The organism is Pseudomonas sp. IT-P44, from assembly GCF_949768225.1.
Taxonomy (GTDB): domain Bacteria; phylum Pseudomonadota; class Gammaproteobacteria; order Pseudomonadales; family Pseudomonadaceae; genus Aquipseudomonas; species Aquipseudomonas migulae.
Genome location: NZ_CATKQM010000068.1, coordinates 114,865 through 136,632 on the forward strand (window position 1 = coordinate 114,865; position 21,768 = coordinate 136,632).

20 protein-coding genes are annotated in these 21,768 nt (G+C 60.3%); 1 reads left to right on the forward strand and 19 read right to left on the reverse strand.

The annotated features are described in order from the left end of the window. Nucleotides 1–86: 86 nt before the first annotated feature. The 4 genes from hldE to msbA all read right to left on the reverse strand — a co-directional run bounded on the left by hldE (nt 87) and on the right by msbA (nt 4,901). Nucleotides 87–1,511, reverse strand: coding sequence for a bifunctional D-glycero-beta-D-manno-heptose-7-phosphate kinase/D-glycero-beta-D-manno-heptose 1-phosphate adenylyltransferase HldE (gene hldE, locus ACM6IO_RS26070; protein WP_008040393.1), 1,425 nt, complete (start codon nt 1,509–1,511; stop codon nt 87–89). A gap of 102 nt (nt 1,512–1,613) precedes the next feature. Beyond that, nucleotides 1,614–2,219: an adenylyl-sulfate kinase gene (gene cysC, locus ACM6IO_RS26075; protein WP_008040391.1), complete on the reverse strand. Its 606-nt coding sequence runs from the start codon at nt 2,217–2,219 to the stop codon at nt 1,614–1,616. After that, nucleotides 2,212–2,916 (reverse strand): sulfotransferase family 2 domain-containing protein, encoded by a 705-nt coding sequence (locus ACM6IO_RS26080; protein ID WP_414912496.1) that lies wholly within the window; start codon nt 2,914–2,916, stop codon nt 2,212–2,214. The genes cysC and ACM6IO_RS26080 overlap by 8 nt, the downstream gene beginning before the upstream one ends. A 185-nt stretch (nt 2,917–3,101) precedes the next feature. Then, on the reverse strand, nt 3,102–4,901 hold the full coding sequence (gene msbA / locus ACM6IO_RS26085) for a lipid A export permease/ATP-binding protein MsbA (RefSeq protein WP_008040387.1): 1,800 nt from the start codon (nt 4,899–4,901) through the stop codon (nt 3,102–3,104). A gap of 115 nt (nt 4,902–5,016) precedes the next feature. On the opposite strand from msbA, the gene ACM6IO_RS26090 reads away from it, so the two are divergent. Next, nucleotides 5,017–5,658: a hypothetical protein gene (locus tag ACM6IO_RS26090; RefSeq protein WP_008040384.1), complete on the forward strand. Its 642-nt coding sequence runs from the start codon at nt 5,017–5,019 to the stop codon at nt 5,656–5,658. Nucleotides 5,659–5,700: 42 nt separating this feature from the next. Here the strand turns inward: ACM6IO_RS26090 and ACM6IO_RS26095 are convergent, their stop codons facing one another. From ACM6IO_RS26095 to waaF, 15 genes are all read right to left on the reverse strand, one after another. Continuing rightward, nucleotides 5,701–6,852, reverse strand: coding sequence for an O-antigen ligase family protein (locus ACM6IO_RS26095; RefSeq protein ID WP_008040383.1), 1,152 nt, complete (start codon nt 6,850–6,852; stop codon nt 5,701–5,703). A gap of 4 nt (nt 6,853–6,856) precedes the next feature. Further along, nucleotides 6,857–7,624, reverse strand: a complete 768-nt coding sequence (locus ACM6IO_RS26100) for a hypothetical protein (RefSeq protein ID WP_008040375.1) — start codon at nt 7,622–7,624, stop codon at nt 6,857–6,859. A 38-nt stretch (nt 7,625–7,662) separates the two neighbouring features. Beyond that, the gene (locus ACM6IO_RS26105) at nt 7,663–8,619 is read right to left on the reverse strand and encodes a glycosyltransferase family protein (protein ID WP_008027864.1); all 957 of its coding nucleotides are present in this window, start codon (nt 8,617–8,619) and stop codon (nt 7,663–7,665) included. Next, a complete protein-coding gene (locus ACM6IO_RS26110) occupies nt 8,616–10,046 on the reverse strand; it encodes a PIG-L deacetylase family protein (RefSeq protein WP_223555220.1) in 1,431 nt (476 codons plus the stop codon). Before ACM6IO_RS26110 ends, ACM6IO_RS26105 begins: the two co-directional genes overlap by 4 nt. An 8-nt stretch (nt 10,047–10,054) precedes the next feature. Next, nucleotides 10,055–10,951: an antimicrobial resistance protein Mig-14 gene (locus ACM6IO_RS26115; protein ID WP_192226904.1), complete on the reverse strand. Its 897-nt coding sequence runs from the start codon at nt 10,949–10,951 to the stop codon at nt 10,055–10,057. After that, a complete protein-coding gene (locus tag ACM6IO_RS26120; RefSeq protein ID WP_414912497.1) occupies nt 10,951–12,081 on the reverse strand; it encodes a glycosyltransferase in 1,131 nt (376 codons plus the stop codon). Before ACM6IO_RS26120 ends, ACM6IO_RS26115 begins: the two co-directional genes overlap by 1 nt. Further along, the gene (locus tag ACM6IO_RS26125; RefSeq protein ID WP_008040362.1) at nt 12,065–13,822 is read right to left on the reverse strand and encodes a carbamoyltransferase; all 1,758 of its coding nucleotides are present in this window, start codon (nt 13,820–13,822) and stop codon (nt 12,065–12,067) included. Before ACM6IO_RS26125 ends, ACM6IO_RS26120 begins: the two co-directional genes overlap by 17 nt. Nucleotides 13,823–13,996: 174 nt before the next feature. Next, entirely contained in the window at nt 13,997–14,332 is a 336-nt protein-coding gene (locus ACM6IO_RS26130; protein WP_192226902.1) for a YceK/YidQ family lipoprotein, read from the reverse strand. A gap of 237 nt (nt 14,333–14,569) precedes the next feature. Continuing rightward, a complete protein-coding gene (locus ACM6IO_RS26135) occupies nt 14,570–16,021 on the reverse strand; it encodes a lipopolysaccharide kinase InaA family protein (RefSeq protein WP_414912498.1) in 1,452 nt (483 codons plus the stop codon). Beyond that, nucleotides 16,021–16,773: a lipopolysaccharide kinase InaA family protein gene (locus ACM6IO_RS26140; RefSeq protein ID WP_008040359.1), complete on the reverse strand. Its 753-nt coding sequence runs from the start codon at nt 16,771–16,773 to the stop codon at nt 16,021–16,023. The genes ACM6IO_RS26135 and ACM6IO_RS26140 overlap by 1 nt, the downstream gene beginning before the upstream one ends. After that, a complete protein-coding gene (locus ACM6IO_RS26145; protein ID WP_008027856.1) occupies nt 16,770–17,504 on the reverse strand; it encodes a lipopolysaccharide kinase InaA family protein in 735 nt (244 codons plus the stop codon). The genes ACM6IO_RS26140 and ACM6IO_RS26145 overlap by 4 nt, the downstream gene beginning before the upstream one ends. Continuing rightward, nucleotides 17,504–18,310, reverse strand: a complete 807-nt coding sequence (gene rfaP / locus ACM6IO_RS26150; RefSeq protein ID WP_280162780.1) for a lipopolysaccharide core heptose(I) kinase RfaP — start codon at nt 18,308–18,310, stop codon at nt 17,504–17,506. Before rfaP ends, ACM6IO_RS26145 begins: the two co-directional genes overlap by 1 nt. Then, entirely contained in the window at nt 18,307–19,431 is a 1,125-nt protein-coding gene (locus ACM6IO_RS26155; protein WP_008027854.1) for a glycosyltransferase family 4 protein, read from the reverse strand. Before ACM6IO_RS26155 ends, rfaP begins: the two co-directional genes overlap by 4 nt. Continuing rightward, entirely contained in the window at nt 19,431–20,492 is a 1,062-nt protein-coding gene (waaC, locus tag ACM6IO_RS26160; protein WP_008027853.1) for a lipopolysaccharide heptosyltransferase I, read from the reverse strand. Before waaC ends, ACM6IO_RS26155 begins: the two co-directional genes overlap by 1 nt. A 1-nt stretch (nt 20,493) precedes the next feature. Continuing rightward, entirely contained in the window at nt 20,494–21,528 is a 1,035-nt protein-coding gene (waaF, locus tag ACM6IO_RS26165; protein ID WP_192226899.1) for a lipopolysaccharide heptosyltransferase II, read from the reverse strand. Nucleotides 21,529–21,768: the final 240 nt, after the last annotated feature.

Sequence of the window (21,768 nt, forward strand, 5' to 3'; positions counted from 1 at the left end):
GTCGTTAACGATGACGCGTGTCTACTGAGTAAACGCGGCGCCCTTGAGCCCATCGCTGGCAAGCCAGCTCCTACAAAAGTTTGGTATCACTCGGACTTGCGGATTTTTTCGACTATCGCGGTCGTGGAACTGTTTTCCACCAGCCCCAGCACTTTTACCGTTCCGCCATACGCCGTCACGATGTCCGCACCGACGACCTGGTCGATCCCGTAGTCCCCACCCTTGACCAGCACGTCCGGCTTGACCTCGCGCAGCAGGTTTTCCGGGGTGCCTTCAGGGAAGCTGATCACCCAATCCACCGCACCCAGACCTGCCAGTACCGCCATGCGACGGTCGACGCTGTTGATCGGACGACCCGGCCCTTTCAGGCGGCTGACCGAAGCATCGTCGTTGACCGCAACGATCAGACGATCGCCTTGAGCGCGCGCCTGTTCGAGGTACGTCACGTGGCCGGCGTGCAGGATGTCGAAGCAGCCATTGGTGAAGACGATCTTCTCTTTGTGCGCACGCGCATCGTCGACCGCCAGCAACAACTGCTCAAGACCCAGCACACCGCGCTCGGAACCTTCTTCACGCTGGATGGCGCGACGCAGTTCCGGGGCGCTGATGGCCGCCGTACCGAGCTTGCCGACAACGATGCCTGCCGCCAGGTTGGCCAGGGCCACGGCGTGAGGCAATTCCTCGCCCGCGGCAATCGCCGCCGCCAGGGTGGAAATCACGGTATCGCCGGCACCGGTCACGTCGAACACTTCACGTGCACGAGCCGGCAGGTGCAACGCCGGATGATCCGGGCGCAACAGGGTCATACCGTGTTCGCCGCGAGTCACCAGCAACGCGCCGAGGTCGAGGTCGTGCATCAGCTGCGCGCCCTTGCTCACGAGTTCATGCTCATCGGCGCAACCGCCGACGATGGTCTCGAATTCGCTGAGGTTCGGAGTGATCAGGCTCGCACCCCGGTAGATCGAGAAATCCTTGCCCTTGGGATCGGCCAGCACCGGAATGCCACGGGCGCGGGCGGCCTGGATCAGCACTTGATGATTTCTCAACGCGCCTTTGCCGTAGTCGGACAGCACCAGCACCTTGATGCCTTCGAGCAGTTCATCGACTTGCTCGCTGAGCGCCAACGCGTCGGTGGCGAAGGGTTCTTCAAAGTCGATACGCAGCAGTTGCTGGTGACGGCTCATGACCCGCAGCTTGACGATGGTCGGCTGGTGCGCGATGCGCTGGAACAACGCCCGTACGCCAGCGCCCTTGAGGCTGTTGGCCAGGCTGTCGGCGGCTTCATCGTCGCCGGTCACGCCGACCAGCGAGGCCGGTGCGCCGAGGGCGGCAATGTTCAGGGCAACGTTCGCGGCACCGCCCGGGCGGTCCTCGATTTGCTCGACTTTGACGACGGGTACCGGCGCCTCAGGGGAAATCCGTGAGGTACCACCATGCCAGTAACGGTCGAGCATGACATCGCCGACCACCAAGACAGGGGCTTGATCGAATCGCGGCATGGACAACTTCATGGAGCAACCCACATACAGAATGAACAGGGGCGGGATATTAACACAGGGTTGGCGTGGGCTTGTGTGGCGGCTGCAACGGGATGATTTTGCAGGGTTTATTGCTCATTTATTGAGCAATAAACCCGATAACCGCCGGCAAGCGTCTGCCATCTCCAGCGTTTGCGTGTCGATTTCACACTCGGCGCACAACGGTGCCTCGTAGGGACTGTCGATCCCCGTGAAATCCTTGATCCGTCCTTGCCGGGCCGCCCGATACAAGCCTTTTGGGTCGCGCTGCGCGCATACCGCGAACGAGGTGCTCACATACACCTCGATAAAATCGCCCTCGGCGAACAGCCGTCGCGCCGCATCACGCTCGGCCCGAAACGGCGAAATCGCCGCAACAATCACGATCAGGCCGGCATCGACCATCAGCCTCGCCACCTCGGCCATGCGCCGGATATTTTCCCGACGACATTCAGCCCCCATCCCCAGGTCACGGCACAGACCGGCGCGCAGATTGTCACCATCGAGCACAAAGGTATGCCGCCCGAGCTCGTTGAGTTGCAGCTCAAGGGCATTGGCCAGCGTTGACTTGCCCGCGCCGGACAACCCCGTCAGCCAGAGGCAGCGCGGCCGCTGCGATTTGATCGCGGCACGGTCGTTGATCGACAGCGACAACGCATAAGGCCTGATCCCGGGGACTGACATCGACAGCGCCTCATTCATAACCGAGCATCTCGTAATCTCGCTGGTACACCCGCCGTACCAACCGGCGGGTGAGCACTGAGCAGAAGTCACGGGCAGGCGCCGTGCGCCGCTGCTGCGAGCTGTTGATGTGCGGCAGCGGTACCGCGCCGCCCACCTGCTCGCACACGCGCTGAAAGTCGCGCTCCAGATGTTCCTGATAACCGATGAAATCCAGCGCCAGGTGCCCGAAGGAATCGGTGAGAAAATCCGTTTGCGCAGCGAAATGCAGCTGCCGGTGGATCGTTTCCGGGTGCAGCCAGCGAGCGACGAAATCGTCGAAATCGCGGTAGTGGCTGACCAGTTTTTGTGCGGGTCGGTCGCGCAGACTCAGCTCGTTGCCCCGCAGAAAAGCGTAGGCCGAGTACGCCCTTTCCAGCGGATCGCGAACAAAAGCAAACTTGAAACTGTCGGCAAACTGCTCGGGAAATTGCTGTTCGTACCAGTACAAGGGCAAGTGCCCCGGGCTCCAGCCATCGAACAGCGCCGCACAGACACTGCTCCCGGCGCATTTGGGGACGTGAATGAACAGACAGGAACGCTGTGTGAAAGGCTGGGGATAACACAGGTTGGCCGACATCGACCGATTGACCACCTGACGGTCCACGACCGACAGACGCCCCAGCAAGAATTGCCGTTGCGCCTTGGGCAACAGCTTCCAGAGATAACGTTGCAACATTGCAGCACCCGCGCGAAGGGGATGGCCCCCTCGATTGAAGTCAAAGTTCGTTCAGGAACCTTAACAAGCGCGTTGCCGAGATTTATTCAGGTTTGGTCAAGAAAGGTAAAGGTCTGGATACAATTCACCGGACGCATTGCACGTCGATGAGCGCGAGGGTGAGCCAGGCTCACCCTCGCGTCGGGTCAGGCGATGTTTTCTGCCGGTGCATCGAGCCCCATCGCATGCAGGCGCGAGTAGTAGCCGTTTTGCGCCAGAAGCTGGGCGTGGGTGCCGCGCTCGACAATTTCCCCATGATCCATGACCAGGATCAGATCGGCCTTCTCGATGGTCGACAAGCGGTGAGCGATCACCAGCGTGGTGCGACCTTTCATGACCTGATCCAGTGCCGCCTGAATGTGCCGCTCGGATTCGGTATCGAGCGCCGAGGTCGCCTCGTCGAGAATCAGCAACGGTGCGTTCTTCAACAAGGCCCGGGCAATCGCCAGACGCTGACGCTGACCACCGGACAGCAACACGCCGTTTTCGCCGACCTGAGTGTCCAGGCCTTGCGGCATTTGCGAGATGAAGTCCATCGCATAAGCGTCCGCGGCGGCCTTTTCGATGTCTTCACGCGGCGCACCGGCGAGGTCGCCGTAGGCAATGTTGTTGGCGATGGAGTCGTTGAACAGGGTCACATGCTGCGTCACTTGCGCCACATGCCGACGCAGATTACGCAGACGGTAATCTTCGATTTCAACGTCATCGAGCAGGATTTCGCCGGTTTCATGGTGATAGAAACGCGGAATCAGACTGGCCAGGGTCGACTTGCCGCTGCCGGAACGCCCCACCAACGCGATCATTTGCCCCGGCGCCGCGGTGAAGCTGATGTTCTTCAGCACTTCACGGTCGGTACCTGGGTAGGTGAAGCTCAGGTTACGCACTTCCAGGTGACCGCTGACGCGATCGCGCTCGACGGTGCCGGTGTCGATCTCAGGCTCGACGTCCAGTTGCTCGAAAATGCTTTCGGCACCGGCGACGCCTTTCTGGATGGTCGAACTGACTTCCGACAACTGGCGAATCGGTTTCGGCAATAGGCCGGCGGCGGTGATGTAAGCCACCAGGTCACCTGCGGTGGCATCGCCGCGCAGGAACAACACGAGGAACATCAGCACTGCCATGGCGGTGTAGATCACCAACTGCAGCATCGGCGTGTAGACCGCGCCGGTCTTGGTCATGCGCAATTGCTTGTCGGTGTTGCCCTGACTGGCTTCGGCAAAGCGCCGCTCTTCATAGCTTTCACCGCCGAAGCTGCGCACCACGCGATAGCCCTGAATGGTTTCGGACGCCACGTGTGTCACGTCGCCCATCGCCACCTGGATCTTCTTGCTTTGCTTGCGGAATTTCTTGCTGGCGCTGCTGACCATGATCGCGATGATCGGCAGGATCGCCAGCATCACCAGGGTCAGTTGCCAGTTCATCCACAACAGGTAGGCAAACAGGAACACCACGGTCAGGCCTTCGCGAATGACCACTTTGATGGCATCCGTGGCAGCACCGGTGACCATGGTCACGTTAAAGGTGATACGCGAAATCAGGTGCCCGGAGTTATGGGTGTCGAAATAGCGGTTGGGCAAAACCAGCAATTTGTTGAACAGCTCGACGCGCAGGTCATGGACCAGACCGAGGGAGACCTTGGCCAGGTAATAGTTGCCCAGGAACGACCCCAGGCCTTGCCATGCCGCGATCAGGATGATCAGCAGCGGCACGGCCATCAGCAACTGCAAGTCTTTTAGGTAGGGAACATTCGGGAACAGCACCGCTTCGGGGTTGCTCAAGCCGTCGACGAAGTATTTGAGAATCCCGGCCAGCATCGGCTGTGTCGAGGCAAAAATCACGAAGCCAATGATACTGATGGCAAACAGGCCCCAGTACGGGCGCACATACGACAGCAGGCGCAGGTAAATCTTCAAGCTCGACGGCGCAGGCGAATCAGGGCTAGTCATGAGAACCCGTTGTATGAGAAAAGAGCCCGCGAGTGTAACACAGGCCATTTTAGTCGCTGAGCTGCGGTAATATGGCCGGCTATCCATGCCTCACGGCGTCGACCCCGGAGTATTGATGCAAGCGCTTGACCACACCCGATACCTCGCCCTGCGCGAGGGTGCACAAGTCCTTGAAGCGGATGGTTCGGGAGACAAGGTGCTGCGGTTGACGGACGGCTCGATCCTCAAGCTGTTCCGCCGCAAGCGTCTGTTGACGTCGGCCGCCTGGTATCCGTACGCCAAACGTTTTGCCGACAATTGTGATGCATTGCGTGAACGGCACATTCCCTGCCCGTCGATTCGTCAGGTCTACCGCATCGCGAGTATCGAGCGCGATGCCGTGCACTACGATCCGTTACCGGGTCAGACCCTGCGCCAGTTGCTGGACGACGAAGGCGACGCTGATCCGCTGCGCGGCCAGTTGGGGGCGTTCATGGCGACCCTGCATGAGCGAGGGATCTATTTCCGCTCGGCGCACCTGGGCAACATCGTGCTGACGCCCGAGCATCAATTGGGTTTGATCGACATTGCCGATATGCGGGTCTATCGCCGTCCGCTGCGCAAGACCCTGCGGCTGCGCAACTTCAAGCATATGGTGCGTTACCCGCAGGATCGCCAGTGGTTGCTCGACGATCGCGGTGAGGTGTTCATGCAGAATTATGGCCAGACCCAGAGCGTTTGCTCTGCGGAAGAACTGAGCATCGCCCTGCAAAAATGATCTGGACACCTTCGCCTCCGGGGAGGAGGCGAAGGTCAGGCATTACGCCAGTGCCTGGCGTCGCGCTTTCAATACACGCGAGAGAATCATCGCCGAAGGCAGCAACACCAGTGGCCACAACTCGTCCGGGTTGCCGATCAGCAAACTTCCATCGAAGTTCAGCATCACCAACGCACACGCCAGGTAAACACCCCACGCATCGCGCAGACGCCAGGCTTGCCACAGCGAAGCCACCATCAACCCGACAAACAGCAGCAACGCCACCGCACCGCCGTAAAGCCCCATGGCCACGAAGATATTGTGCGGATGCTGGATCGGCATCGTGCCATCGAGCAACTGTTCAGTATGGAAACCGATGCCGCAGCCCAGCGCCCAACCGCAGTTGCGCCACTCGCCGATCATGATGTGGAAGATTTCGATGCGGTACGAATCACCCCGGTTCCACAGGGACAGGAACCAAAGCTCGTTGTGCACCATCCAGAACAACAGACCGAGAATCACCAGGCCAACCGCCATCGCACTGCCCACCAGACGCGGCTTCTTGTAAAGCGCGTAAAGCAGCCAGGCGCCCAGCAGGAAGGCTCCGCCCACCAACGCGGTGCGTGTCTGCATGACAAAGACCACGGCGAACACCGCTAGGAAGACAGCCAGGCCACCTTCGATCAGCCTCCGCTCCTTGACCCACATCGGCAGCGCCAGCCCCAATGCGCAGAACAGCCAGATACTGGCATAGATGACATTTTCCAGACGCCCTGGAAGCAGTCCGACACGGATGCCGACGGCATACTCACCGGTCACCCAGGCGTAGATCGCCGAACTGAACACGTACAACGTCAGGACCCAGAACTGCGCACGAACGAAGGCCGAGCTGCGGAAAAACTGTGGATTGGTGAGGGCGCCCACGACCATCACGAACATCAGCACATAGAAAATGTGCTTGAAGAACTGCGCATGTCCGGCAATCGTCGCCGGAACCAGAAACCACAACAGGAAAGCCAGCCACCCCAGCGCCAACGGGAGCTTGAACAGGCCTGCCCCGCGCTCCTTGACCAGAAAGACCAGCCCAGGCAAAACCATCAGGCCGTAATACAGGTTGTTGGTCCACTTCGAAGACCAGCCCACCACAAAACTCAACAGGAACAAGCAAAGTGCTGCCCCGAAGTACGACGTGATGGTGATTTTTCCTGGCTTCATGCCGCTAAATTCCATTGACTACCCAACCTATTGCCACACCAAGAATCAGGGCCACGACCAGCTTGATTCGATCGAGACGTTTACGCCTTAACTTGTTTTGCCGCTCCTGTGGAACCACCACGTGCTCACCGAAACCGGTGTGCAGTACCGCGTCGTTCTCCAGAATCAGCGCATAGCGGTTTTCGCCGGCATACAGGCGCGACAGGTCTTTCTCTCCGGAAAAAGCGGAGTACGGTGCATGAATCAGGTAATCGGCACGGCGTCGCAAGCCCGGGTTCAGGGAGAAGCCCTGCCAGTCGGCCTTGTGCGAGCCCAGCACATAGAAAGGAATGCCGTGGCTGACTTTGCGCTCGTTCAAAAACACATAAGGACTGTGAACCTTGAGGTCATGATTGAAGCTGCGCAGCCACACCTGCAAGGCTTGCGGATCTTCTTCCAGCAAGCATTGGGACTCTTCGATAAAGCCTTCGCGGTAGAAGTCCCAGTCATCTTCGCAGTGGAAAATCCACGAGGTCTGCACCTCGGCATAGGCCGCATCGATGGATCGTAGCTGGCCCAGTCGCGGATTGTTGATGAAGAACCGGGTATGCGCACGCCAGTGCTCCGGAATGCAGGCCTCGACGGCGCTGTCGCCGGAGTCCTCGGTAATGAATACCTTGCGGATGGGAGCCGTATTGAACCGGTCAAACGTCTCCAGGGTTCGCTTCAACAGATCGAAGCGACCGCAACTGGTGATGACGACCGAAATGTCGCTAGTCTCGCTGAACAGCATTTATTTACACCGCTCCATTAGTGGTTTGACCGCCGGCTTCACAGCCCGAGCGTTAAGCGTATTTTTTCTTTCCAGCCCAGCGGAACGTGCTCGCGTAGCGGCGCGCGCAGGGCGTCGACAATCGCATGCCCAACGGCGCGGAAGGTGTAACGCTGCTCTACCAGAGCCTGCCCGGCCAATGAAATGGACTCGGTCAGTTGCGGGGACTCTCGCAACACCGCGAGTTTTTCCCTCAATTCATCGCGCGTTCGATAAAGCACAATGTTGTGCATATCGACAAAACCCAATGCGCGATTCTCTTCTTCGCCCTGATCGTAAGCAAACAACACACAACCACAGGCCATAGCCTCGAAATTCTTGATCATGTATTCGCCCATGCCGACATCGGCACTCACGAAATAACGGATCCGGCTCAACGTCTCGCAGTATTCCTCACCCGACTTGGTGCGCGTGATCAGCAGGTTTTCGACTTCGGCCACGGACTCGAGCATCGCCCTGCGTCCGGCATAGGCAACACTGTTCAGGCTGCCGACGAAACCCAGCTCGATGTCACGTTCACGCTGACGGTTCTGCAACAGCGCCTGATCGTAGCCCTTGGGCACGAAATGCGCGTCAAAGCCTTCATCGCACAGGCGCTGGCTGACCATGTAACCCGAGCTGATCACCCGCGCCCAGGGCAACTTGCGGTAATGGGCGCTGAACTTTCCGGTGTACTTGCACGGAATGTAATTCTGGTACGCATCGTGTTCCAGAATAACCAGATTGGGCAGGGTCTGTATGAACCTCACCTGTCTGATTTCTTTTTTGAAGCGCAGGAAGAACACGATCCGGTCATAGCGAGAGACATCTACGTGCTTGCGAAAGTAGCCACGCAAGTCGTCCTGTTCCTCACTGGTCAATTCGCGCTTGTCACACTCGCACTGCTCAGCGATACCGTCATACAGCCGGTCGAGGATCGCTCGCTGCTCTTTCTGCACCAGAAACAGAACTTTCAATTGGTCTCTCTCTTTCCCGACAGCTCATGGACCCAGAATAATTCATGGCGTCGCACCGCTTTACGGAAGAACTCGTTTTCGCCGAAAGCCGGCCATTGCCTGGCAGCCAGGCAACGTTGTATCGCCCGGCGGAGTAAACGCTTGAGGGGAAGTCGCGGCTGAAGGTCGTGCATCATGCCCAACGACATGGCCTTGTGCCACTGTTTTTCGGTCGACAGGCAAAGCGACCAGGGGCGCAATGGCTCTTCGGCACTGATCTGCGGAGGCATCGCCACACCCGCACCGGCATCGCCCATTGGCCAGCGATCGTTATCGTGCAGGTGATTGGCGTAATGCAACAAAGTCTCGGGCTGCCAGGCTGTAGCGCCCAGCGCCTGCATCACTGCTTGTTGCGAACACAGGTGGTCCGGGTGCGGGTCAAAGCGCGGATGCGGCAAGACAATGACCTGGGGCTGAATGCGCTCGATCAGCTCTTTCAGGTCGGCCAGCAGGTTGTTCCAGGACGGCACGCCATCCACATCACTGCCCAGGGCGAACGGATTGAACCGTCGAAAATAACGGGTATCACCCAGTTGCGCCTCGCGGGACAACACGGCCTCGGCCGGCGCGTTTTGCATGGCAGGCAACTGCAGACAGAAGTAGCCCAGCTGGACACAGCGCTCCTGAGGTACGCCGCCCCACAATGGCACGCTGATACTGTCCCAGGCGCGAAGCGAACCTTTCAAGCGGGATGCTTCGACGCCTTTGAGCCCCATCTGCTGATAGTGTTCGGCCTCGATTTCACCGGCGGTCAAGGTCACGATCCAGCTTTCGCTGGCACTGCTGTACAAGCCGAACGCGGCCAATTCGGCATCGTCGGCATGGGGCGCGATCACCATCACCCGCCGATTGCTGTAATCCGGATGTTCGAACGCCCAAAGTACCGGTTCGCCGAGCAATCGGCAGAAACGCCCGCGCAAACGCAACTCGCCTTTGGACAGAACCTGCGCCTGGCCGCTGAGATTGAGGTAACGCAGACCGCTCACACCACGCTCAAAGACTTGCCGGTCCGGACTGTCGCCACCCGACAGCTCCACTATTGGATCGAGAAAGCGCCCCAGCCAGGTGCTTTTGATCCGTAACGCCAGCACCAGGGTCGCGTCGTCCACCAGCATGACGCCGTCATCCAGCCGCAAATGCTCACCGTCCAGGTGAACCTTGGGTTGTTGGGTATAGGGCGGGAAGCTGTACTCGTAATCGTCTTTGGGCGAATAAAACAAATGGTCGGCAAACCATGCTTCGTGAGCGATCCAGCCCAGGACCGCCAGAATCAGCGGCAACCACCAGGCCACCAGCACGCCGATGGCAATCAACAGCACCAGCGCGACCAGCAGGCCGATGCGTTTCTGGCGCCGATGGCGCTTGAGCAATTGCTGTTTACGGCTCATGGATTGGCTCATACGGTGAAGACTGGCACAGGATTGCACCAGCGATCCTTGTATTCACGATCGGCGCGACCGAAGGAGAAGCGCAGGGGCTTGTCCAGCGCTCGCGCATGCTCCCAGGCACTTTGCGTATTGAGAAAGCTCAGCACGCTGCCAGGGCTGAATTCACGGGTTTGCGGGTCCACGCCACCATTGATGTACTCGACACTGATCCATTGCGGCGCTTCGACACGGTAAACCAGCTGAATCGCGATCGGCGCGTCGTTGAGGAAAATCACCGAACCGATCAACAAATCACGCAGCAACTCGATCACTTCGCCCATGCGCTCGGCGCCGGTGGCCGCAAAGCCCCAGCGACGCTGAAACAGGTCGCAATAAATCGCGGCCAGTTCTCGGCTGGAAAACTCGCTGACCGGCCGCACCACGCCGCCCGCCTCCTCCAGCAAGCGCAATTCGCGGCGCTGGTTGTAGCGAAACTTCTTCGACAGCTCTTCCGGAGTGCGGGCCATGGCCAATTGTTCAGCCTGCAACCTGATGCCTGCGAAGCGGCCTTCATTCAGTGCTGACAGATAACGGGCGCGATGGCGCAGGGGCGCTTGCGTATCAGCAGCGGCCGGCAGGATGAGCTCGGCATTGCCGAGGTCGAACAGGCCTTTTTTACCGTTGCGCTTGAGCACGTCCTTGGACAAGGCAAGGTCGCGGCCCCAGGTCGGGATGGCCGCCTGGACGTCACCGTTTTGCGCCCAGGCCAGATAGCGCACGGGAATGCCGGCCAAATGAGCCAGTCGTTCGACGACCATCGGATGCGTCGCGACGCTGCCGCCATAACGGTGCCAGGCCTCGGCGTATGTCGAGGCATCGACCACCGCCCAGCCACGCTCGCGCCAGCCTTGTAGTCGGTTGAGCATCAGCCCCTCGGCGCCAGTTCGGTAACGTGTGGCAAACGCCAGAAAGCATCGCGTACGGCACGGTCGGAGAAGCGCTCACGCAGGCGGTCGAGCATCAGCTCGGCGCACTGGCGACGTTGTTGCTCATCCATTGAGGCCAGATGGTGCAGCCCTTGAGCCAGGTGCCCGGCATCGCCCAACGGGAACAGAATGCCAACGCCTTCCACCACTTCCTTCGCGCCGCCACACGCCGTGGCGAGCAACGGCACGCCGGCAGCCATGGCCTCCAGCAACACCATGCCGAACGGCTCGTGATCGGAACTCAGGGCAAAAACATCGAAGGCACGGAAATAACGCCGAGCCTCGGGTACCTGCCCAAGGAACAGTACGCGATCGCCAATGCCCAACTCGCGGGCCTGGGCCTTGAGGTCCTGCTCCAGCCGACCGGTACCCAAAATGACCAGTTGGCTGTTAGCCGGCAAACCCGGCAGAGCCGTCGCAAAACCTTCCAGCAACGTGGCCTGATCCTTGTCCGGATGCAGCCGCCCGACGTTGCCGACAACCCAGGCATCCATCGACAACCCCAGGGTTTCCCGGGCTTCACGAACGGACACCTGGCTGTCTTGCAAGGTTTGCACATCGATGCGGTTATAGAGTGTCTGAATCCGCCCGGCCGGCCATTTCGGCAAGCAACCGCGCATGTCATCGCGCACCGCGTCGGAAACCCCGAGCAGACTCAGGCGCTTGCGGAAAATATGGGCGAAGAGTTTGCGAGTGCCGCGCTTGTAGTCATCAAACGCATGATGCACACCGATGACCGGCAACGAAGTGCCCAACAAGGCGATGTAGATCGGCTTGAAACGATGAGCGATGCAGAAGCTGAAGTTGCGCGAAGCGGCGATCTTGCGCAGATCGCCGATGGCACCCAGCTTCAGGCCACGAATGGCCTTGGAGCTGTATTCCATGAACAACACTTCATCGGAAGCACAGCCCGCGGCAACCTCGCTGTCTGCAACCCCGGTCAGAAACACCGTGGTCACTCGATATCCGGTCCCCGCGAACAGGCTGGCGTACTGCCGGGCGCAGTCCAGAAACGGCCCGTCATAGCCGTGACAGAACTGCAGCACATGGCGTTCAGCCGAGCGTGTCATATGCGTCCGCGCCCTCTTTGACCACCAGGATGTCTTCCATGATCAGATACTGCAGGTCGGAGCCGAAGAACATGTTCAGGGCATCCGTCGGCGAGCAGATCATCGGCTCGCCACGACGGTTGAGCGAAGTGTTCAGCGACACGCCGTTGCCGGTCAGCACTTCCAGCGCCTTCATCATGTCGTAGTAGCGCGGGTTGTATTCGCGCTTGAGCACCTGGGCCCGGGACGTGCCGTCTTCGTGGACGACTTCCGGCACGCGGGTTTTCCACTCTTCAGCCACTTCGAAGGTGAAGGTCATGAACGGCGCCGGGTGATCGATCTTGATCATCTGCGGTGCGACGGTGTCGAGCATCGACGGGCAGAAAGGCCTCCAGCGCTCGCGGAACTTGATCTGGTGGTTGATGCGGTCAGCCACGCCGGTCGCGCTCGGGCAACCGATGATCGAACGACCGCCCAAGGCACGCGGACCGAACTCCATGCGACCCTGGAACCACGCAACCGGGTTGCCATCGACCATGATTTTGGCAATGTTTTCCGGCATGTTATCGAGCTTGCGCCATACCGGCTTGCTCGGGTGACGGGCGCATGCTGCCAGCACGTCTTCGTTGCTGTACGACGGGCCGAGGTAGACGTGTTCCATCTTCTCGACCGGCACGCCACGGGCGTGAGACACGTAAGCCGCCGCGCCGACCGCAGTGCCGGCATCGCCGGACGCAGGCTGGACGAACAGCTCTTTGACGTCGTCACGGGCGATGATTTTCTGGTTGAGCTTGACGTTCAACGCACAGCCGCCGGCGAAGGCCAGCTTGCCGGTTTCCTTGAGTACGTCGCCCAGGTAATGGTCGATCATCTGCAACGCCAGTTTCTCGAACAGCGCTTGCATGCTCGCGGCGTAGTGGATGTACGGCTCGTCGGCGATGTCGCCTTCGCGCTTGGGACCCAGCCACTCGATCAGCTTCGGCGAGAAGTAGAAACCCTTGCCCTTCTCTTTATAACGGCGCAGGCCGATGACGTTGGCGTAGTCGGTGTTGATCACCAGCTCGCCGTTCTCGAACGAGGCCAGGCGGGAGAAGTCGTACTTGCTGGCGTCGCCGTACGGCGCCATGCCCATGACCTTGAACTCGCCGTCGAGCATCTCGAAACCGAGGAACTCGGTGATCGCACCGTACAGGCCGCCGAGGGAATCCGGATCGAAGAATTCCTTGATCTTGTGGATCTTGCCGTTTTCGCCGTAACCGAAGAAGGTCGTGGCGTACTCACCCTTGCCGTCGATGCCGAGGATCGCGGTTTTCTCTTTGAAACCGGAGCAGTGGTAAGCGCTGGAAGCGTGAGCCAGGTGATGCTCGACGGGCTCGATCTTGATTTTCTTCGGGTCGAAGCCCAGTTGCTCCAGGCACCAGACGATCTTGTTGCGATAGCGCTTGTAGCGACGGTTGCCCATCAGGATCGCGTCGAGGGCGCGGTCCGGGGCGTACCAGTAACGCTTGGCGTAATGCCAGCGTGCCTTGCCGAACAGGCTGATCGGCGCGAACGGAATCGCAACCACGTCAACGTCGGACGGCTTGATGCCCGCCTGCTCGAGGCAGAACTTCGCCGATTCGTATGGCATGCGGTTCTTTGCATGTTTATCGCGCACAAAGCGCTCTTCTTCAGCCGCCGCGACCAGCTTGCCGTCGATGTACAAGGCTGCGGAAGGATCATGGCTAAGGGCGCCGGACAGGCCAAGAATCGTCAATGCCACAGGGGTCTAGCCTCTTTAGTCTGCATGCAGGCGCAACGCGCCTCAAAAATTAATGTGCCCTCGCAAGGGGCGAGAGACAGCTAAAGGGCGGGATTATAGCGTAAACATGCCGGGAATGACCCTACGGTTATCAGCGGCGTAAACATGACCCAAGGCCAGGACGCATGGCCAGGATCATCCGCGACCCGGCCGCCAGTAAATCCTGAGATTGCCATCGGCCCCCTGCCGGTAAATCGTGTACGGCAAGGCAACGGTGTCCAGTGCACCGGACAACGCCAGGTCCAGCAAAACCAGTGGTACAAGAAAACCCGTGGGGTCCGGCGGTGCATTCAGCACACAAAAATCGTAGGCCATCCCGCTGTAGATTCGCGGGATGGACTGGCAGTAGGTTTTTTGTTTGCGCAGGTCACGCGCCGCGTCTTCGTCATTTTGCAGGACGGTGACGGCGGTGCCGCAGCCGGATAGCGCCAGTGAGAATGTGCCAAGCAGAACAGCCGTTTTGATCGTCAAGATTTGCCCTCCATGAACGTCAGGCAAACTAGCATTGCGGCTATTCGGGGCACAGTTCATGGGGTCTGGGGATCATGTAGGACATTTCATAAGAACTTGTCCGCCTGATCTCCGGTGGCTGTGCCGGCCCCATCGCCAGCAGGCTCGCTCCCACAATGGATCTGTGTTCACAGTACTTCAATTGTGGGAGCGAGCCGGCTCCGGGCGGCGTTCCGACGATAGGACCGCAGGTCCGATTCAGGCAGCGCTGGAGATTTCTTTGGGCAGCCGCTGATCGATGACCTGATACAGCGCGCTGCTCTCAGGCCAATTGCGCATGAACCGCGCTCGATCCCGCGCATACGCCGGGGCGAAGCTGGCGAGCGAGCCGTGCTGACGCATCGCGTCCAGATCGATCAGTGCCCAGCGATCTTCCTGCCAGAACAGGTTGTGGCCCTTGAAGTCGCCGTGACTGATCCGCTCGCGAATCAGCTCTGCAAACAACTGATCCAGCGCCACCAGCTCTGCCTCGGGCGCTTCACCGCTTTCAACGTATGGAGCAAACCGCTCGATGATGTCCGGCCCCGGCAAATGCTCGGTCACCAGATACGCCCGGCTGCGCAACCAGAGAAAACGTTTTTCCAGCACGGCCAGCGGTTTCGGCGTGGCGATGCCGAGGAATGCCAGCCGATTGCCTTCGCGCCATGAGTGCCAGGCACGGCTCGGGCGCCAGAAGCGCTTGAGCCAGTGCGCAAAGCCTTTGATGTTGTAGCGCTTGATTACCAGCGTCCGACCGTCCACCGCGACTTTTCCGACACTCGCCGCGCCGCCGGTCTTGTACAGATGGCCCTGATCGAGCAATGCATCGGCCTGCTCCAGCACCGGCAACATCGCCGCTTCTTCCTCGCGACGAATCGCCCGCAACCCGAAGGCCCCACGCTGCACGCTGAACAGCGTGCATTCGCGTCCGACCTTGATCAGGAAGTCCTTGAGGCGCCAGCTGCGGACCTTGTCGATCTGCTTCTGCAACGCTTCCATGGGCAAGGCATGCTCGCCATTGCTCAACAGGTAATACACCAACAATTCTTCGGTGAAAGGCTCCAGCGCCTTGGGCAACTGGGCGAAAAACACCCCGAGGTTTTCCAGGACTTTCTGCCGCGACAACGGCTGGCCGGGGGTTTCGCTGCAGATCCCGGCGCCATCGATCAGATACAGTCGACCGCCCTGGCGCAGCAGATTGTCCAAGTGCAGGTCTTCCTGCCACAGCCCTTTGCGGTGCATCTGGCCGATCGCGCCCAACGCCTCGGCCAACACGGCCCCTTGCCCATCCGCGAGCACCGGCAAGTGCTCGACCTGTTTCCAGGTATCCCCCAGGCTCTCGGCGCCTTCAAGGAAATCGAACAGCAGCCAGCCGCCCTCGCCGTCCTTCAAGCCGTCGGCCAGCAGCTGCGGCGTGGTCAGACCTTGAGCGGCGAGCAAGCGCACACCGTCCAGTTCTCGCTGAAAATGCCGGGCCGCCTTGGTGCCGACCAACAACTTGGCCAGCACCGGACGGCCACGCCAGACACCGGCGCCGACATAACGCTGGCCCGGTAACACCCGCAACAGACTCAACAATTGCAACTCGGCAGGGCCGGCGGCATCGGCCAGTGAAACGCTCAGCGGCAGAGCCGGGCTACGGCCGGTGTTTTTCAGTTCGGACAAACGCATCAGCGCGCCTCCTTGTGGCTGCGCCGCGCGGTCAGTCGCGCCAGCCAGCTATCGATCAGCGAACTGTCCTGCGATTGATCCAGGTAAGCGGCCAGCAATTCACGCACCTGCGCATCGCTCCACTCGGGCGCCCGCCGCGTCAACGGCTCCAGATCCTTGACCCGGTCACGCCGGCCCCACAGCAGCGGCCGGGTTTTCTCCAGGTCGATCAATTGAGCCTGGTAACCGTCGCCCGTGGCCCGCAGAAAAATGTGTTTGGGATAGAAGCAGCCATGAACCTGACGCGCCGCGTGCAGGCGCCGAGCCAGCTCGCCACACGCCTGCAAAATCGCCGAGTGCTGCGCGCCACTTAACTCCGACCAGCGCTGCAACAGCGAATCCAGGTCATCCCAACCGTCCAGCGCACGGGTCAGCAGAATCGCCCTGACTTCGCCCTCGACTTTGCGCTCACCGAAGAACGCCGCTTTCAGCGCCGGAATGCCAAGCTTTTCATAACGACTGATGTTGCGAAATTCCCGGGCAAAACTGGGCTCGCCAAACGGCGCATGCAACGTGCGCATCTGGTAGTTGCTTTGCCGCTTGAGGTAGAAGCCGTGACCTTCAAGATCCAGCCGAAACACGCTGCTCCAGCCACCGCGCACGGTGTTGGGCTCATCCACAGCATCAAGCTGCCTGGCCCAAAGCGCATCGAAGTTGCCGAGGCCGTGGCGCTCCAGTAGCGCACGGTCTTCAGCAGCCAGAAAATCAGTCATTCGCGTCCCTCGAAAAATCTAACCACGTGCCGGATCCGTTTTTTGTCGGCGGCATTGAGTCGTGTCCGTTGGCTGTATTGCAGGTAAAAGCGCAGGCGTTGAGTCGCCGACAGCTGATACTTGGCGACCTTGTCCAGGCACGCCAGATCCTTGGTGATACGGTACTTGAGCCAGAAGCCGCGCCAGAAATTACCGTTGGGGCAATCGATCAGGAACAGCCGGGCCTGGTCGTCGATCAACAGGTTGCGCCACTTCAGATCGTTATGGGTGAAGCGGTGGTCGTGCATGGTCCGGGTATAACCGGCCAATTGCCGACTGACATGATCGACCCAGGCGCGGTCCGCCAGTTTTGGATCATGCCGTTCCGCCAGGATGGACAGGTCTACGGTATGCGGCAGTTCAAGGGTAATCATCGCCCCACGAGCATACGCCGCACCACGCCGCTCCAGCCCCCAGGCCACCACTTCAGCAGTGGGAATGCCCCATTTGGCGAAGCGCTTGAGGTTCTGCCACTCCATTTTCACCCGCGGCTTGCCCAGATAACGGCGCAAGCCCTTGCCCGCGCCGACGTAACGCTTGACGTAATAGTTGACGCCATTGCGATTGACGCGGATGACTTCGGACAACGGGTCGTGAGTCAGTCGCTCGCCCTTAAGCGCAAACACCGCTTCAAGGCTGCCGAAATCTTCTGCCAGCTCGCTATAAGCAGGTTCCAGTTTCCAGCCCGACATCAGAGCGCATCCCCGTATCGCTGTTTACGGTCGTAGAGTTTGTTGGCCTTGCCTTCCAGCCAGGCGAGCAGCCCCGCTTCTTCCGACAGAACCTGGCGCAGCGGTTGCTGGAAGTAGCCCTTGAGGAAACGCATTTTGTCGCGCTGGGTCAAGCCGATGTCCAGGGCCGAGAAGTACAGCGCCGCCAGATCCTTGTTACGCCAGCGCTGGGTAATCGTCGGGCGGGTCTGGGCACGGTGCAGGTCGATCACCGAGAGCTTGAAATCGTCGGCGGTCACCGGTTTATCGGTGTGCAACAGGAAGTGGCAGATGTAGCAGTCGCGATGGTTGACCCCGGCGCGGTGCATCATGCCGGTCATGCGCGCGACTTCGGCGATCAACGCGCGCTTGAGTTTGGGCTCCGGCGGTTGCTTGACCCAGTCGATACTGAAATCTTCGAGGCTGACGGTCGGCGCCAGCTCTTCGGTAACGATGAACGAATGCTGGTCCGCCGGGTTGCTGCCCTTTTCACCGTAGGCGACGGCGGTCATGGTCGGCACACCGACTTCCTGCAGGCGCTGAATGGCTTTCCACTCCTGGCCCGCACCGAGCACCGGCAGTTTGGCGGTCAGCAGGTTCTTGAAGATCTCGCCCCAGCCAATGCCACGGTGGATCTTCACGAAAAAACCATTGCCGTTCACTTCGGTGCGCAAGGTGCGGCGCGCTTCCAGCTCGCGATAAACCTCGCCCTGCAAGCCTTCGACTTCGGCGAACGGGTCGCGCCCGGCCCAAAGGCTCTTGAACGGTTCAGCCAGCATCAACTTCATTTAGCGTGCTCCGCCAGAATCACATCGGCCGCGTGTTGCGGCATGCTGTAGAGGTCGGCCGTCTCGGCGAAGGCCAGACCGTTGCGGCTCCAGGCCGCCCGTGCTTGAGCGTCGTTCAACATGCTGGTCAGGTATTGCGTCAGTTGCGCCTGATCGAAGGGTTCGTCCAGCACCAGGCCGGCGTCGGCCTCAGCGATGTAATGGGCGTAACCGCACACGGCGCTGACCAGTACCGGCAACCCGGCCACCAGGGCTTCGAGCAACACGGTCCCGGTGTTTTCGTTGTACGCCGGGTGGATCAACAGGTCGGCACCCAGCAGAAAACGCGGGATATCGCTGCGGCCCTTGAGGAACGTCACGTTATCACCGAGCCCCAAGGTGGCGCTCTGCACCTGGAATAACTTGGGGTCATCCTGGCCAATTACAAACAGCCGGGTGCGTTTCTTCAGGTCAGCGGGCAATGCGGCCAGCGCCTTGAGGCTGCGATCCACGCCCTTGGTCTTGAACCCGGAGCCGATCTGCACCAGCAACAACTCGTCGTCCTGCAGGTTGAATTCACGACGGAACCCGGCACGGATCTCAGCCGCATTCGGTGGCGCACGACGGTCCTGAGAAATGCCCGGCGGCAACAAATGGAAACGTTCCAGCGGCGTGTCGTAATGCTTGATGAACAGCGGTTGCTGGACTTCGGAGATCATCAGCACTTCAGTCTTGGCGTCCTTGGCGAACACCGCGCGCTCGTACTCGGCGAAGTGCCGGTAGCGGCCCCAACGACGGTACAGCGAGTTGCGCAGGTTCTGCGCCTTGTCTTCGAAGCAACCGTCGGCGGCGTAGTAGACGTCCAGGCCTGGCATTTTGTTGAAACCGATCAGACGGTCCACCGGGCGCTTGGCCAGATCGGCCTCCATCCACTCGCTGAGTTTCTCGTTGCGACGATGATTGAAGAACGCCTTGACCGGCGCCACCAGCACTTCGAAACCCGGCGGGATATCGCCTTCCCAGATCAGCGTGTAGACACGAATCTGATGACCGCGCTGCTGACATTCCAGGGCAATGCGCATGAAATCGCGCTGCAAGCCCCCGAACGGAAAGTACTTGTACAAGACGAATGCCAATTGCATCAGCGCAGCTCCTCAGCCAGTAACAACGTGCTCAGTCGGGTCGCGACACGCTCGGGATTCAAACGCGTGAAGCACAGCGGCGACTCGCGTTTCAGGTCAAACCGGCGGGCATCTTCGGCCGTCGGTTGATAGGTGCATTTCTTTTGCAGGCAGGGTGCGCAGGGGAAATCGCTGGCCATGTGAATCTGTGCCTTGCCATACGCGCCGGTCAGGCCGGGGTTGGTCGGACCGAACAGCGACAGCGTTGGCACATCGAGTGCGGCCGCGAGGTGACCGAGACCGGTGTCCACCGCCACGCACGCTTGCGCACCGGCCAGCACTTTGCCGATGCCCGCCAGGTTCAACTTGGGCAGCACTTCGACGTGGCGCATGTCTTTGGCGATGCGTTCAGCCCGGGCCTTCTCGGCCGGATTGCCCCACGCCAGCTTCACGCCGACGCCCAGATAGCCAACGCGCTCGGCCAGCTCGCGCCAATAGGCTTCAGGCCAGTGCTTGGTGTCCCAGGTGGTGCCGTGCAGGAACAGCACATACGGATTCTTGCGCGGCAATTCCACCAGGCGCTCAACGTTCAGGCCGTAATCGCCCAGACCTTTTGGCAAGTCGTAGCCCAAGGCGATGGCGAATAGCTGACGCACTCGCTCCACCGCGTGTTGACCACGGGCGACCGCCAGGCGTCGGTCATAAAAACGCGCAGCGATCGGCTCTCGCGCAGATCCTTTATCCAGGCCCGCCACCGGCGCCTTGACGTAGCGGGTCAGCAAAGCGCTTTTCAACAGGCCTTGCGCATCAATGACCAGATCATATTTGGTGGCGCGAACGCTTTGCTTGAAGCGCTTCCACTCGCCACTCTTGATGGTTTGCCAGATGTTCTTGCGCCAGCGACGGATCGCCACCGGAATCACCTTGCCCACGGCCGGGTGCCAGGTCGGGATTTCGGCGAAACCTTCTTCCACCACCCAGTCGAACGTGATGCCGGGAATCGCCCGGGATGCGTCGGTCAACGCCGGCAACGCATGAATCACGTCGCCCAGCGAAGAAGTCTTGATCAGCAGAACCCGCAAACTATTTGACCTCGACCACAGTGCCCTGCAACCGCTGCAAGGCTTCGTTCACCGCTTGCGGCATCAGCTGGCGCAGGCAGTTGTAATGACCAAAGCGGCACGTGCGATCAAAGCACGGGCTGCATTCGATACCCAGGCGCACGATCTCGACATGTTCGGCCAGCGGTGGCGTGAAGCCCGGCGACGTCGAGCCGTACACCGCCACCAATGGGCGGTTCAGTGCCGCCGCGACGTGCATCAGGCCGGAATCGTTGGACACCACCGAGTCCGCGCAGGACATCAGGTCGATGGCCTCGGCCAGGGACGTGCCGCCGCTGAGGTTCACCGACTCTTCACGCAGGCCGGGAATCAACCGCGCGCGAATGTCTTCGCCCACGGCGTGATCGTTTTTCGAACCGAACAGCCAGACTTGCCAGCCTTCGCGAATCTTCGCTTCGGCGACCTGGGCGTAATGCTCGGACGGCCAGCGCTTGGACTCGCCAAACTCGGCACCAGGGCACAGCGCCAACACCGGACGGTCGAGGCTCAGGCCGAATTTGGCCAGCGCCGCTTCACGGGTGACCGGATCGATCTGCAGGCTCGGGCGCGGATACGGTTTCGGCAGTTCAAGGCCGGGCTCGTACGCCAGCGCCATGAAGCGCTCGATCATCAGCGGGTAACGTTCTTTGTCCAGCGTGCGCACGTCATTGAGCAGGCCGTAGCGGAACTCGCCACGCCAGCCGGTGCGTTTCGGGATACCGGCGAAGAACGGCACCAGCGCCGACTTCAGGGAGTTGGGCAGCAGGATCGCCTGGTCGTACTGACCGGCCAGGGATTTGCCGATGCGCCGACGCGTCGCCAGCTCCAGCGCGCCGTGGCCGAGCGGAAAGCTCAAGGCCTGGCGAACTTCGGGCATGCGCTCAAGAATCGGCCGGCTCCACTCGGGGGCCAGCACGTCGATTTCGCATTGCGGGTGGCGTTGCTTGAGACACTGAAACAGTGTCTGCGCCATCACCATGTCACCGACCCAACTGGGCCCAACGATCAGAATTTTCATGTGGTTTCCAAAAACGAACCGGGGAGGCATACGCCTCCCCGCCTCGAGAATCACTGTGGGAGCCTGTTTGCTCGCGATGGGATCATCACATCCAACATGACTGTCGACTGTCACTCCGCTATCGCGGGCAAGCCCGCTCCTACATGGGTATTGGTGCACATCCAGTGCGGTGCAGCTTAGCTACCTAAATCTACAAAACACTGCAGATCTACTGTGGGAGTGAGCCTGCTCGCGATGAGG

Coding starts and splice junctions, on each gene's coding strand:
- ACM6IO_RS26110 (WP_223555220.1), bottom strand. CDS start 10,046: ATGAGCCGTAAACAGCAATTGCTCAAGCGCCATCGGCGCCAGAAACGC.
- ACM6IO_RS26120 (WP_414912497.1), bottom strand. CDS start 12,081: ATGACACGCTCGGCTGAACGCCATGTGCTGCAGTTCTGTCACGGCTAT.
- rfaP (WP_280162780.1), bottom strand. CDS start 18,310: ATGAAGTTGATGCTGGCTGAACCGTTCAAGAGCCTTTGGGCCGGGCGC.
- ACM6IO_RS26135 (WP_414912498.1), bottom strand. CDS start 16,021: ATGCGTTTGTCCGAACTGAAAAACACCGGCCGTAGCCCGGCTCTGCCG.
- ACM6IO_RS26100 (WP_008040375.1), bottom strand. CDS start 7,624: ATGCTGTTCAGCGAGACTAGCGACATTTCGGTCGTCATCACCAGTTGC.
- cysC (WP_008040391.1), bottom strand. CDS start 2,219: ATGAATGAGGCGCTGTCGATGTCAGTCCCCGGGATCAGGCCTTATGCG.
- waaF (WP_192226899.1), bottom strand. CDS start 21,528: ATGAAAATTCTGATCGTTGGGCCCAGTTGGGTCGGTGACATGGTGATG.
- hldE (WP_008040393.1), bottom strand. CDS start 1,511: ATGAAGTTGTCCATGCCGCGATTCGATCAAGCCCCTGTCTTGGTGGTC.
- msbA (WP_008040387.1), bottom strand. CDS start 4,901: ATGACTAGCCCTGATTCGCCTGCGCCGTCGAGCTTGAAGATTTACCTG.
- ACM6IO_RS26090 (WP_008040384.1), top strand. CDS start 5,017: ATGCAAGCGCTTGACCACACCCGATACCTCGCCCTGCGCGAGGGTGCA.
- ACM6IO_RS26095 (WP_008040383.1), bottom strand. CDS start 6,852: ATGAAGCCAGGAAAAATCACCATCACGTCGTACTTCGGGGCAGCACTT.
- ACM6IO_RS26140 (WP_008040359.1), bottom strand. CDS start 16,773: ATGACTGATTTTCTGGCTGCTGAAGACCGTGCGCTACTGGAGCGCCAC.
- ACM6IO_RS26115 (WP_192226904.1), bottom strand. CDS start 10,951: ATGCTCAACCGACTACAAGGCTGGCGCGAGCGTGGCTGGGCGGTGGTC.
- ACM6IO_RS26145 (WP_008027856.1), bottom strand. CDS start 17,504: ATGTCGGGCTGGAAACTGGAACCTGCTTATAGCGAGCTGGCAGAAGAT.
- ACM6IO_RS26155 (WP_008027854.1), bottom strand. CDS start 19,431: ATGCAATTGGCATTCGTCTTGTACAAGTACTTTCCGTTCGGGGGCTTG.
- ACM6IO_RS26080 (WP_414912496.1), bottom strand. CDS start 2,916: ATGTTGCAACGTTATCTCTGGAAGCTGTTGCCCAAGGCGCAACGGCAA.